We start from the raw sequence: 12,650 nt of genomic DNA, 5'->3' as shown, positions 1-12,650 counted from the left end.
GGCTCTGGCACCATGCATCCCATGGAAACACCGTAACGCCCTCCAGCCTGAGCAAACACCATGAACCGTCGCAAGAAAATCAATCAAATCCTCAAAGCCAACGCCAAGAAGGCCAACGCCAAGCTGGCGCCCAAGAGCAAGCCGCAGTACATCAGCAAGGCGGACCGGGCGAAGCTGGCGTTGGAGGCGGAGCAGGTTGCGGGGGATGCCGCTGAAGTTTGAGCTGGCCTGCTCAGGTGCCCGACAATTTTTGTTTGAGCGATGCTAGCGTGCGCTTGAGCCGGCTGGGCGGCTGCGGGGGATAATCTTCGGGGTGCTCACGGCAACGGATGATCAAATCGGCGATTTGGCCGATGGTCTCGATGGCTTGCCAGTCTTCGCGGGGGGCGTTCAGGGGAAATGCCTTCTGCACCTCCAGGACAAATACTGTCAGGTCATCGTCGATGATTTTGAAGTCGGTCAGGAAGCGGGTGTGCTCGTTGACCTTGTCACGCGGGATGAAGCCGATGGTGCTGACGAAAATATCGATGACGGCGGTGACCAGCGCTTGCCTGGGGGTATCACTTTGCATTTTTGGCCTCGTATGCACACAGACCGATGCTGATTAAATCGAATACTGCCAGACGATGATTTGCGAAGAAGGTGCCAATTTCAGACCGGTCCGCCGCAGCTCATCCACGCCCAGTAAAACTGACATCGGCAGGTCTGTCTCGTGCAGCATGCAACAACCTTTTAATTTTCTCCGTGGAGCCGCAGAGGGTAACACCCCCTGCTTTTCCGCATTAGCGTAGAAATTGTAACTGCTGATTTGGGCCGTATTCTGCACGTGGAATTTACAGCAAGGGCCAGCGCAGCCTGGCGGCAGCGGCTACGCGTTGGTTACGCAGCCTCCATCTCCAGCAACCGCCCCACCAACACCTGCGCCGCTTCCATGGCATGCACCACGGCCAAGGCCAATCCTCCGGCGTTGAAACCCGGGTTTTCCGTCAGCTCGTAAGCCGCCGCCTCCCCCACCCGCAGCACTTCCGACAGATGCAGCAGCACCTCCTCGGCGCTGACGTCATAACGCACGCGGAAGAGGGATGCAGGGAGGGCTCGATTCGTTAAAGCGTCATTCATGGACATCTCCGTATTTCCTGAACCAACGTAAAGCGCCAACCACCCAAGCCTTCTCACAGAATTGGGTGGCAGCCGCACGCAGGGTGAGAACCAGGGAAATACGGGAAACCCGGTCGGGCCAAGGCCCGCCCGCGTGCAGCTGCCATAGAGCGAGCATGCAGCGACAGAACAGCCAGCGGGATGGCTGGCTGCGCTCCGATTTTCCGACGGGTTCTCACACCCGACCGCTGGTTTTCAGCGGCAGGGGAAGGCTATCACTGGGAATTGCGGACGCCTGTCGGACGGTGCCTATGCTAGCGCACTACCGAGCCGGGATTGGTGTAGGGCATAACTACGAAGGATGTGGGAAATGTCTGGGAAGGCTTTGCCTGGCAGGGGATTTCGGCGGCAGCGCCTAGGCGCGCACCGAACACCGTCCCGTAGCAGCGGCCACCAGGCCGCGTCAGAAAGCACCGCGCATTCCCAGGAACACCCCATTGCCCCCAGACGCAGCCTGCGGCAGCTGCTACGGGGCGTCGTGCATCAGCACTGCCCTTCCATTTACCGTTTATCACCACTGCCCTTCGAACAATCGCCCCCCGCCCGCAGTCTTAACCAAGTAACCGGTGCCAACTGCTGCCACCGCCCACGGCACTGGATTCACAGGTGGCATCGTCTAGACGGAGCCCTGCGTGGGCTCGGGAGTGGTGATCATGCAAGCGTTGCGATTACTCACGCTGTCCGGCGTCATGCTGGCAGGCCTGGCCTGCGGGCCGGTGCAGGCGGCCTGCACTGAGCCGGTGGACCCTGCCGGGGTGCACCTGGAGCCGATGAACCAGAACGGCGTCGCGTATATGTCCGGCGGTATTGGCATCGATGAATCGTGTGCCATCCAGAAAGAGCACGGCTACAGCCTGCAGCTGACGTTCTCCGCAGGGGCGGACAACAAGTATGAGTCAGGCATCAAGGTCAGCATTCAGAACGCCCAGGGCAAGCAAGTGCTGAGCGTGGATGATGCAGGGCCGATGTTGCTGGTGCAGCTGCCCGCCGGGAAGTACCAGGTGGTGTCGCAGTTGGATGGCCATGAAATGCGCACCCCGGTCGACCTGAGCACAGGCAAGCATCAGGCAGTGAACGTGCACTGGAAAGCCATGTAGCCCCGTAGCAGCTGCCGCAGGCTGCGTCAGGCAGGCACCGCGATTTGCCGGTATATGCGCGGCGTCTGGGACGCGGCCTACGGCCGCTGCTACAGGGTGGGTTAGGGTTGCTCGATAACCATCACCGCCACCACCTCCCCACCCACCGCCTCAAACTCATGGGGCCCATCCGCCGAATACCGCACGTAGTCCCCCACCGTCACCTCCACCGCCCGCCCCACCGGGCCGACCCGTGCGGTGCCGCTGCAGATGATGACGTGCTCGAGGGTGCCCGGCCCATGGGCCCGGGAGACTCGGGGTTCGCCCGGCAACACCTTGACCCGGTAGATGTCCCGCGGCGCGCCCGCCGGGCAGGCGGCCAGCAGGGTGGCGGCGTAGTTGGCCTGTTCGGACTCGGCAGCCGCGCCCTCGTTCGCGCGAATCACCTGCACGTGCTGGCTGGGCTGGGCGATCAGCCGGCTGACCGGCACGTCCAGTGCCAGCGCCAGGGCCCACAGGGTTTCCAGGCTGGGGTTGCCGGTGCCGGACTCCAGCTGCGACAGGGTGGATTTGGCCACGCTGGCGCGCTTGGCCAGATCGGTCACGGACAGCCCCGCACGCTCGCGCTCGCGGCGGATGGAGCTAGACAGCAAGGCAATGGGGCTCAAGGTCGGGTCAGTCATCGTTCACCAAATCATCCGTTCGTTCATCTTGACGAACAATTATCAGGCGTTCAGCATATCGTCCATTCGTTCGTTATGACAGGAAAACCACACCATGGATGGCAGGACACGCGGCACGCTGGAGATGACCGGGGCCATGCTGATTTCCGGCACGGTCGGCTGGTTTGTGCTGATGGCCGGGCAGCCGGCGGCCACGGTGGTGTTCTGGCGCTGCGCGTTCGGCGCGTTGGCAATGCTGGTGGCGTGCGTGCTGCGGGGCGCGTTCAAGGTCGCCACCACACCAAGGCAATTGCTGCTGGCGGCGGTGGGTGGCGTGGCCTTGGTGCTGAACTGGGTGCTGCTGTTCGGCGCCTATTCGCGCGCGTCCATTGCGGTGGCCACGGTGGTGTATCACACCCAGCCGTTCATGCTGGTGGCGTTGGGCGTGCTGGTGTTCAAGGAGCGCGTCAACGCAAGGACGTGGGCGTGGCTGGCGGCCGCGTTCATGGGGCTGCTACTGGTGGTCAACGGCCAGGCAAACGGACCAGGCGACTACCTGGCCGGCGTGGCCATGGCCTTGGGCGCGGCGTTCTTTTATGCGCTGACGGCCGCGATCACCAAGCGGCTGACAGGCATGCCTCCCCACCTGATCGTGCTGATTCAGATGGCGGTAGGGTGCGTGATGCTGGCGCCTTTTGCAGCGGTGACCAGCGCCCAGCCGCCGCTGCAAACCTGGGCCTGCCTGCTGGCCATCGGCCTGATCCATACGGGGTTGATGTCGACACTGCTTTATGGGGCGCTGCAGAAAATTCCGACAGCCCTGGTCGGCGCGCTGTCGTTTATCTACCCAGTGGTGGCGGTGCTGGTGGACCGGCTGGCGCTGGGCCACAGCCTGTCAGTGGGGCAATACGCTGGCGGGGTGTTGATTCTGGCGGCCGCAGCCGGCATGACCTTGCAGCCAAAGCAGCGGCGGTGACCAACCACCTGCCACCACCGCCTTGCTCAAGCCTTACTCTTCCTCTTCTTCCTCTTCCATGTTGTACCCGGCTTCATGGCGCAGGTAGCCTGCTGCCCCTCCGCGCGCGGTGCCCCATGGCTGTTCTATCACTTCCCCGCTGTCCCATTCCTGGTACAGATTTTCCCTGACCACTGCGCTATCCATAGCGGCCATACGTGAACGATCACTGTTTGAGCGGTCCATAACCACCTCCTTTGGTTGAAAGGAAAAGCCTAGCAAAGGGTCGGAAAAATGGTTTTCGACAAGGCTGCCGCATGTCGGAATGTCGGACAAAAGCGCCAACCACCAGCACGAAAGTTCATCCCCGACCTGCTTGTTGGCGGGGATGGCGCTCTGACATAATCCGCGCCCTGATTTGCGGCCCAGCGCTTGAAAACGCGCCCCTCCTGCTGCCGCAGACTGCGTAACGGACTACGTTGATGAGCTACTTTTCGATCGAATTCGGTCTCTGCTTCATTGTATTTTTCCTGCTGTACTGGTGCCTGAACTTCAGCCTGCGCGTGCAGAACCTGTTGTTGCTGGCGGCCAGCTACGGGATTCTGGCCAGCTTCAACCTGAACTTCCTGTACATCCTGCTGGGCTACAGCGCGGCAGTGTTCGGGCTGGGGCAGCTGAGCGCGCGCTACCCTGGCCGGCGGCTGACCTATGGGGCGATCCTGGCGCTGGTGCTGGGCTGTTTCTACTTCTTCAAGTACCAGGACTTTTTCGTCAGTGGCGCGCAGCAGGGCTTGCAAGCCATGGGCCTGGACGTGGCGCTGCCGCTGATGGAAGTGCTGCTGCCGGTGGGGATGTCGTTCTACATTTTCCACTCGGTCAGCTACCTGATGGGCATCAACCGCGGCACGCTGAAGCCGGCGGCGCCGCTGGACCTGGCGCTGTACCTGGCGTTCTTCCCCAGCCTGATCGCCGGCCCGGTGAACCGCGCCGAGCACCTGCTGCCGCAGATCCGCCCCACGGCGCCGCGCGAGGTGCTGGAGCCGCAACGGGCCCTGGGCCTGGTGGCGCTGGCGGTGGTGAAGCTGTTCCTGTTCAGCACCTGGCTGGCGAACAACTGGGTGGACCCGGTGTTCGACACGCCCACCGGTTTCTCGCCAGAACAGATCCTGCTGGCCATCTACGGCTACTCGCTGCAGATTTACTTCAACTTCAGCGGCTACACCAACCTGGTCACCGGTATCGCCCTGCTGCTGGGCTTCCGCCTGCCGCGCAACTTCGACTACCCGTACCTGGCGCGCAACCTCAAGGAGTTCTGGGACCGCTGGCACATCAGCCTGTCGAAGTTCATCCGCGACTTCGTCTACATCCCCTTGGGCGGCAACCGCCGCGGCTTCTGGCGCAGCAACCTGAACCTGTTCGCGGCCATGGTGATCTCCGGGCTGTGGCACGGCGCCAGCGTCAACTTCCTGATCTGGGGCGCACTGCACGGGCTGGGGCTGATCGGCTACAAACTGTACAGCCGCGCCTTCCCGGGTGAGCGCAGCTGGCCGGGCGCCGACCTGCTGGCGCGCCTGCTGACCTTCCACTACGTGGCGTTCGCCTGGATCTTCTTCCGCAGCGCCACCCTGGAAGACACCCAGGACATGCTGGCGGGCCTGACCCACCTGCCGTTCAGCGGCGTGGCCCAGGGCCCGTGGGGCGGCATTCTTGCCTGCCTGGCGCTGGTGGCTGCCTACCCCTGGCTGGTGCGCAGCCTGCGCAAGGCGTTCGCCGCCAGCCAGCACATACCCTGGCTGGTGTACCCGGTGCCCTTGGGCGTGTTCATTTCCATGGTCATCTTTGCCTCACCGTCGGGCGTGCCGGGGTTCATCTATGCAAGCTTCTAACGTGGTGGCCCGCCAGTTCATCAAGGCGTTGCAGGTGGCCGCCGGGCTGGTGGTGGCAGCGGTGATTCTGCTGTGGCTGAACCAGACCTCCGTGCGCCTGTACTGCCAGCAGAAATACCACGCCGACTGCAGCGTGCCGGGCCTGGGCGACAACCCCGCGTGGAGCGCGGGGGCGCAGTTGACCGAGGCCCTGGACGACGCCCGCACGGCGTTTTTCGCACGCCTGGACGACGCTCCGCCGCCGGCACCGCTGGTGGTGGCCGAGCCTGAGCCGGTGCCCGTGCCGGTGGTGGTGCCAGAGGTGAAGACGCCAGCACCGGTGAAGATCACGCCGCTGACCATCGCCAGCCTCAGCGCCAGCGACGAAGTATTCTTCGTCGGCGACTCGCTGATGCAGGGCGTGGCGCCGCACATGGCCAACACCCTGCTCAAGCGCTACAAGATCAACAGCGTCAACCTCAGCAAGCAGAGCACCGGCCTCGCCTACCCGGGCTTCTTCAACTGGCCGCTGACGGTGCAGCAGACCCTGCAGGCCAACGCCAATATCCGCCTGATCGTGGTGTTCCTGGGGCCCAACGACCCGTGGGACATGCCGGTTGCCAAGGGCAAGCCGTTCCTGCGTTTCCATAGCGCCGACTGGGAAGCGTCCTACCGCCAGCGCGTGGAAAGCATCTTCGAACTGGCCAAGGCCCACCACGTGCAGGTGATCTGGGTAGGCCCACCGAACATGCGCAAGGACAAGCTGTCCACTGCCATGGCCTACCTGCGCGACCTGTACAAGAGCGAGACCGAGCACTACGGCCAGCTGTACCTGTCGGCCAACGACGTGCTGGGTTACCACGACGACGCGTTCTCGCCCTACCTGGAGAGCGCCGACGGCAAGAAGGTCAAGACCCGTGTCGATGACGGCATCCATTTCACCACCACTGGCCAGAAGCTGATCGCGGAGCGCGTGATGTCGCTGATCAATGTCCAGACCCATGACTTAACGGAGCGTTGAATGAACCGACTGCCTGGCCCCATGACGCTGCTGAGCGCCCTGCTGTTGAGCGGCTGCAGCCCGGTCTCGGCCGTCGCCACGCAAACCGCGCCAAGCCCCGCGAAAGTGGTGCGGGTGAACAAGGCCGCCGACGCCGAGCCTAACCTGCGGCTGCTGCAGAACAAGCTGAAGAACGCCCAGCGCCAGGCGGTCACTATCGTGCAGCTGGGCGATTCGCACACCGCCGCCGACCTGCTCACCGGCGAGCTGCGGACGCGCTTCCAGCAGGACTACGGCAACGGCGGTATCGGCTTTATCTCCGCCACGCCGGTGCCGGGCACCCGCTATGACCAGGTGCGCCTCACCGCGGCCAAGAGCCAGTGGGCGCTGACCTCGGCGCGCAACCAGCACAGCGACCGCTTCCCGCTGGGCGGCTACCTGTCGGTGCCGCAGACCGCCGGTGCCCACGTGCACCTGGAGCCTACGCCGCCCACCGACCTGCGCTACCGGGTCTCGACCCTGTACCAGGCCGGCAGCAACAACACATTGCAGGCGCGCGACGACTACACCCAAACAGCGCGCCCGCTACCCGCGACCAATGGCCAGTGGCGCTTCAGTCCGGCCATCGGCAACCTGGCGCTGCCGCTGGACCTGACCTTCGCCAGCAGCCAGAACCTGGCCGTGGGCGGCTGGAACGTGCTGGGCCAGAACAACAGCGGCGTGGTGTTCTCGACCCTGGGCATCAACGGTGCGCAGTTCAGCGTGGTGGACAAGTGGCAGCCCGGCTGGATGGACACCTTGAAGGCGCTCAAGCCTGACCTGCTGATCATCGCCTACGGCACCAACGAAGCCTTCGACGACGACCTCGACCTGGGCCTGTACGAGAGCCAGCAGAACCAGCGCATCCAGCAACTGCGCCAGGCGCTGCCGGGCACCGTGCTGCTGATTGTCGGCGCGTCGGACTCGATCAAGAACAAGGGCGCCAGCGGCTGCCAGGCGCGCCTGCCGCGCAGCCTGCACGGGGTGATCGACACGCAGCGACGCGTGGCCAGCCAGAACCGCACGCTGTACTGGAGCTGGCAGGCGTTCATGGGCGGTGACTGCTCGATCAACAGCTGGCAGGCCCAGGACCTGGCGCGGCCGGACCTGGTGCACTTCACAAAAGAGGGGTACATCAAGGTGGCCAATGGGCTGTATGACTACCTCAAGGGCGTGATTCGCTGACTCTGGTAGCAACAAACATCTTGTGGGAGCTGGCTTGCCAGCGAGCTTTCGGGGCCCCCAACAGCTCGCTGGCAAGCCAGCTCCCACACTAAACGCCGCTGCCACGGCATTGTAGTGATCCGCTTTTCGCTCCGCCCATCTGCTCCTTCTTGTCCCCCCGCCTCCTGCGCTATGATTCTTGGAATGTCATCTTCTGGCATACCGAATACCTTTTGTCGCCCCGCCCTGCCCTCACCTTGCACAAAGGGGCTTGCACGCAGAATATTATGGTATACCATCATACAACAACACCAATCCCATCCCTAAAATGGAGCAGGCCATGAGTTTCGAAATCCGCAAGATCGTCAGCTACACCGAGGAAACCCTCATCGAAGGCGGCAAGGCCACTGACAAGCCGGTAACCATGGTCGGCCTGGCCGTGGTGATCAAGAACCCCTGGGTGGGCAACGGTTTCGTCGAAGACCTGAAGCCGGTGATCAAGGCCAACTGCTCCGAGCTGGGCGCGTTGATGGTCGAGCGCCTGACCGCTGCCATCGGTGGCGCCGACAAGATCGAGGCCTATGGCAAGGCTGCCGTGGTGGGCGCCGATGGCGAGATTGAACACGCCTCCGCAGTTATCCACACCCTGCGCTTCGGCAACCACTACCGCGAAGCGGTGAAGGCCAAGAGCTACCTGAGCTTCACCAACAAGCGCGGCGGCCCGGGCACCTCCATCCAGATCCCGATGATGCACAAGGATGACGAAGGCCTGCGCTCGCACTACATCACCCTGGAAATGCAGATCGAAGACGCCCCGCGCGCCGACGAGATCGTGGTGGTGCTGGGCGCCGCCAACGGTGGCCGCCTGCACCCGCGCATCGGCAACCGCTACATCGACCTCGAAGAACTGGCCGCTGAAAAAAACAATTAAGGCTTGCAGGAGCGTTCCATGATTCGGCCTACCGCTGAAACTACCCCGGCCGGCACCAGTTACCTGGCGACCGGCCAAGGCCACCCGGTGATACTGATTCACGGCGTGGGCCTGAACAAAGAAATGTGGGGCGGGCAGATTGTCGGCCTGGCGCCGCATTACAGTGTCATCGCCTACGACATGCTGGGCCACGGCGCCAGCCCGCGCCCGGCCAGCGGTACGCCGTTGGGCGGCTATGCCGATCAATTGCTGGAACTGCTCGACCACCTGCAGATCCCCCAGGCCATCGTCATCGGCTTCTCGATGGGTGGCCTGGTGGCCCGCGCCTTTGCCCTGCACCACCCCACCCGCTTGTCGGGGCTGGTGGTGCTCAACAGCGTGTTCAACCGCAGCGCCGAACAGCGTGCCGGGGTGATCGCGCGCACCGCCCAGGCTGCCGAACACGGCCCGGACGCCAACGCCGAGGCGGCCCTGTCGCGCTGGTTCAGCCGCGAGTACCAGGCGGCCAACCCGGCGCAGATCGCCGCCATCCGCCAGACCCTGGCCAGCAATGACCCCCAGGGTTACCTCACCACCTACGAACTGTTCGCCACCCAGGACATGTACCGCGCCGACGACCTGGCCAACATCCAGGTGCCGACGCTGATCGCCACCGGCGAGCTGGACCCCGGCTCCACGCCGCTGATGGCCCGCCAACTGGCCGAGCGCATTCCCGGCGCGCAGGTTGCCGTGCTGGACGAACAACGGCATATGATGCCGGTAGAGTCGCCGCGCCTGGTCAACCAGGTGCTGCTGGACTTCCTCGCCCACGCGCTCGTTACCCAGAACCCAGCCAAGGGGATAGTTGCATGACGCTCGAACGTTTTCAGATGTGCATCGATGGCCAATGGGTCGATGCCCTGTCCGGCAAGACCTTCGACAGCCTCAACCCGGCCACCGCCCAAGCCTGGGCGCAGTTGCCCGACGCCGACGAAGCCGATGTGGAGCGCGCCGTGCAAGCGGCGCAAACAGCCTTTGAAAGCCCGGCCTGGCGCGGCCTGACCGCCACCGCGCGGGGCAAGCTGCTGCGCCGCCTGGGCGACCTGATTGCCGAGAACAAGGAACAGCTGGCGCAACTGGAAAGCCGCGACAACGGCAAACTGATCCGCGAGACCCGCGGCCAGGTGGGCTACCTGCCGGAATTCTTCCACTACACCGCCGGCCTTGCCGACAAGCTGGAAGGCGGCACCCTGCCGCTGGACAAGCCCGACCTGTTTGCCTACACCGTGCACGAACCCATGGGCGTGGTGGCCGGCATCATTCCGTGGAACAGCCCGCTGTACCTCACCGCCATCAAGCTGGCCCCGGCGCTGGCCGCCGGCAACACCATCGTGCTCAAACCGTCGGAACACGCCTCGGCGACCATCCTGCAGTTGGCGCGCCTGGCGCTGGAAGCCGGCATCCCGCCGGGCGTGGTCAACGTGGTCACCGGCTACGGTCCCAGCACCGGCGCGGCGCTGACCCGCCACCCGCTGGTGCGCAAAGTCGCCTTCACCGGTGGCGCCGCCACGGCCCGCCATGTGGTGCGCAGCAGCGCCGAGAACTTCGCCAAGCTGTCGCTGGAGCTGGGCGGCAAGTCGCCGAACATCATCTTCGCCGACGCCGACCTGGACAGCGCCATCAACGGCGCCGTGGCCGGCATCTATGCCGCTTCGGGCCAAAGCTGCGTGTCCGGCTCGCGCCTGCTGGTGCAGGACGAGATCTACGACGAATTCGTCGCCCGCCTGGTGGAACGCGCCCAGCGCATTCGCATCGGCAACCCGCAGGACGAGACCAGCGAGATGGGCCCCATGGCCACCGCGCAGCAGCTGGCCGTGGTGGAAGGCCTGGTGGCCGCGGCCATCGCCGAAGGCGCCACCCTGCGCACCGGCGGCAAGCGCGCCGACACCGGCAGCGACGGCTGGTATTACGAGCCGACGTTGTTCGAATGCGACAGCAACTCGATGAAGATCATGCAGGAAGAAGTCTTCGGCCCGGTGGCCTCGGTCATCCGCTTCAAGGACGAGGCCCAGGCGCTGGCCATCGCCAACGACTCGCAGTTCGGCCTGGCCGCCGGCATCTGGACCCGCGACCTGGGCCGCGCCCACCGTTTGGCCCGCGACGTGCGTTCGGGCATCATCTGGGTCAACACCTACCGCGCGGTGTCGGCCATGGCGCCCATCGGCGGTTTCAAGAACAGCGGCTACGGCCGCGAGAGCGGCATCGATTCGGTGCTGGCCTATACCGAGCTGAAAACGGTATGGATCAACCTCTCCCAGGCGCCCATGCCTGACCCCTTCGTGATGCGTTAAGAGACCCGCTGCCATGATCGAACCCGGCATCTACAAAGAAGTAATGGCGTCCTTCCCCTCCGGGGTCACGGTGGTCACCACCCTGGGCCCGGACGGCGGCATCGTCGGCATCACCGCCAGCGCCTTCAGCGCCCTGTCCATCGACCCGGCGCTGGTGCTGTTCTGCCCCAACTACGCCTCCGACACCTACCCGGTGCTGCGCGACAGCAAGCGCTTCGCCATTCACCTGCTGTCGGCCGACCAGAAGGCCGAGGCCTACGCGTTCGCCGGCAAGGGCAAGGACAAGGCCGCCGGCATCGAGTGGCACCTGAGCGAGCTGGGCAACCCACTGCTGGCCAAGGCCACGGCGATCATCGAGTGCGAACTGTGGCGTGAATACGACGGCGGCGACCACGCCATCATCGTTGGCCAGGTGAAGAACCTGATCCTGCCCACCGAGCCGGTGACGCCGATGGTGTACCACAAGGGTAAATTGGGGGCGTTGCCCACCATCACCTGACTCTTGTGGCGATCGCACAACCCGTAGCCGCTGCCGCCAGGCTGCGCTGGCCCTCACGTTCACTCGAGATCTCCAGCGAGGCACCCGGCCAGCGCAGCCTAACGGCAGCGGCTACGTTGCGTGGCATTCGCATGGTAAACTCGCCCATGATTTTCGGCCCTTGTCCGGCCCGCATTCCGGCCCTGAGGTACCCCCACAACTAATCAGAGCGGACCCGATGAAACGCCTGCCCCTCGACGACAGCTTCAAGGTCAATCGCAACCCGGTCACCCTGCGCGAAATCGTGCTGGATAAACTGCGCAGCGCCATCATGAATTTCCAGCTGCTGCCCGGCGACCGCCTGGTGGAGCGCGACCTGTGCGAACGCCTGGGCGTGAGCCGCACCTCGGTGCGTGAAGCCCTGCGCCACCTGGAATCCGAAGGCCTGGTGGAGTTCGCCGACGCCAAGGGCCCGCGCGTGGCCATCATCACCCTGGAAGACGCCCGCGACATCTACGAGCTGCGCTGCGTGCTCGAAGGCCTGATCGTGCAGCTGTTCACCCTGAACGCCAAGGCCAAGGACATCCGCGCCCTGGAAAAAGCCCTGGACGAGAACCGCAAGGCCCTCAACGAAGGCGAGCTGACCCAGGTGCTGGACTCGGTGCAAGGCTTCTACGACGTGCTGCTGGAAGGCTCGGGCAACCACATCGCCGCCACCCAGCTGCGCCAGTTGCAGGCGCGCATCAGCTACCTGCGTGCCACCTCGGTGTCCCAGGAAAACCGCCGCGGCGCGTCCAATGAAGAGATGGAGCGCATCGTCGCCGCCATCAAGAGCGGCGACCCGCTGGCCGCCCACCAGGCCTCGGTGGACCACGTGCGCGCCGCCGCCAAGGTGGCCCTGGACTACCTGCGCCTGAAGCAGAACGACACCAGCAAGCTGCGTGACATCGCCACCCCCATCGTCCAGAAAGAACCCCGCATAGGGAGTTGAT

15 protein-coding genes are annotated in these 12,650 nt (G+C 64.4%); 11 read left to right on the top strand and 4 right to left on the bottom strand.

The annotated features are described in order from the left end of the window. The first annotated feature begins 60 nt into the window (after positions 1-60). Positions 61-222 carry a DUF2986 domain-containing protein gene (locus ACWKWX_RS19470; protein ID WP_416422353.1) on the top strand — a complete coding sequence of 54 codons (162 nt, stop codon included), beginning with the start codon at positions 61-63 and terminating at the stop codon, positions 220-222. Positions 223-232: 10 nt separating this feature from the next. Here the strand turns inward: ACWKWX_RS19470 and ACWKWX_RS19465 are convergent, their stop codons facing one another. Both ACWKWX_RS19465 and ACWKWX_RS19460 read right to left on the bottom strand, forming a co-directional pair. After that, the gene (locus ACWKWX_RS19465; RefSeq protein ID WP_483828613.1) at positions 233-571 is read right to left on the bottom strand and encodes an acyl carrier protein; all 339 of its coding nucleotides are present in this window, start codon (positions 569-571) and stop codon (positions 233-235) included. Positions 572-879: 308 nt separating this feature from the next. Further along, on the bottom strand, positions 880-1,119 hold the full coding sequence (locus ACWKWX_RS19460; protein ID WP_483828612.1) for a DUF6124 family protein: 240 nt from the start codon (positions 1,117-1,119) through the stop codon (positions 880-882). A gap of 692 nt (positions 1,120-1,811) precedes the next feature. Between ACWKWX_RS19460 and ACWKWX_RS19455 the strand changes: the two genes are divergently transcribed. Beyond that, entirely contained in the window at positions 1,812-2,255 is a 444-nt protein-coding gene (locus ACWKWX_RS19455) for a peptidase associated/transthyretin-like domain-containing protein (protein ID WP_483828611.1), read from the top strand. A gap of 101 nt (positions 2,256-2,356) precedes the next feature. Here ACWKWX_RS19455 and ACWKWX_RS19450 read toward each other — a convergent pair whose 3' ends face one another. Continuing rightward, positions 2,357-2,917 (bottom strand): helix-turn-helix domain-containing protein, encoded by a 561-nt coding sequence (locus ACWKWX_RS19450; RefSeq protein ID WP_483828610.1) that lies wholly within the window; start codon positions 2,915-2,917, stop codon positions 2,357-2,359. A gap of 94 nt (positions 2,918-3,011) precedes the next feature. Between ACWKWX_RS19450 and ACWKWX_RS19445 the strand changes: the two genes are divergently transcribed. Next, positions 3,012-3,872, top strand: a complete 861-nt coding sequence (locus ACWKWX_RS19445) for a DMT family transporter (protein WP_483828609.1) — start codon at positions 3,012-3,014, stop codon at positions 3,870-3,872. Between the two features lie 33 nt (positions 3,873-3,905). Here the strand turns inward: ACWKWX_RS19445 and ACWKWX_RS19440 are convergent, their stop codons facing one another. After that, complete coding sequence (locus ACWKWX_RS19440; RefSeq protein WP_416422346.1) at positions 3,906-4,097, bottom strand: hypothetical protein; 192 nt, start codon at positions 4,095-4,097, stop codon at positions 3,906-3,908. A 236-nt stretch (positions 4,098-4,333) separates the two neighbouring features. On the opposite strand from ACWKWX_RS19440, the gene ACWKWX_RS19435 reads away from it, so the two are divergent. The 8 genes from ACWKWX_RS19435 (at position 4,334) to ACWKWX_RS19400 (ending at position 12,649) form a co-directional block, all read left to right on the top strand. Then, positions 4,334-5,737 (top strand): MBOAT family O-acyltransferase, encoded by a 1,404-nt coding sequence (locus ACWKWX_RS19435; RefSeq protein ID WP_483828608.1) that lies wholly within the window; start codon positions 4,334-4,336, stop codon positions 5,735-5,737. Further along, the gene (locus ACWKWX_RS19430; RefSeq protein ID WP_483828607.1) at positions 5,724-6,737 is read left to right on the top strand and encodes an SGNH/GDSL hydrolase family protein; all 1,014 of its coding nucleotides are present in this window, start codon (positions 5,724-5,726) and stop codon (positions 6,735-6,737) included. Before ACWKWX_RS19435 ends, ACWKWX_RS19430 begins: the two co-directional genes overlap by 14 nt. After that, entirely contained in the window at positions 6,738-7,940 is a 1,203-nt protein-coding gene (locus ACWKWX_RS19425) for an SGNH/GDSL hydrolase family protein (protein ID WP_483828606.1), read from the top strand. Between the two features lie 319 nt (positions 7,941-8,259). Next, positions 8,260-8,850 carry an amino acid synthesis family protein gene (locus tag ACWKWX_RS19420; protein WP_416422342.1) on the top strand — a complete coding sequence of 197 codons (591 nt, stop codon included), beginning with the start codon at positions 8,260-8,262 and terminating at the stop codon, positions 8,848-8,850. Positions 8,851-8,868: 18 nt separating this feature from the next. Then, positions 8,869-9,702 (top strand): alpha/beta fold hydrolase, encoded by an 834-nt coding sequence (locus tag ACWKWX_RS19415; protein WP_416422341.1) that lies wholly within the window; start codon positions 8,869-8,871, stop codon positions 9,700-9,702. Continuing rightward, positions 9,699-11,180 (top strand): aldehyde dehydrogenase, encoded by a 1,482-nt coding sequence (locus tag ACWKWX_RS19410; RefSeq protein WP_473005296.1) that lies wholly within the window; start codon positions 9,699-9,701, stop codon positions 11,178-11,180. Before ACWKWX_RS19415 ends, ACWKWX_RS19410 begins: the two co-directional genes overlap by 4 nt. A 13-nt stretch (positions 11,181-11,193) precedes the next feature. Then, a complete protein-coding gene (locus ACWKWX_RS19405) occupies positions 11,194-11,679 on the top strand; it encodes a flavin reductase family protein (protein WP_416422339.1) in 486 nt (161 codons plus the stop codon). 217 nt (positions 11,680-11,896) lie between these two features. After that, a complete protein-coding gene (locus ACWKWX_RS19400) occupies positions 11,897-12,649 on the top strand; it encodes a GntR family transcriptional regulator (protein WP_416422338.1) in 753 nt (250 codons plus the stop codon). Position 12,650: the final 1 nt, after the last annotated feature.

The sequence above is a fragment of the Pseudomonas imperatae genome (genome assembly GCF_057128625.1).
This window is presented reverse-complemented; position numbering and strand designations above follow the sequence as displayed.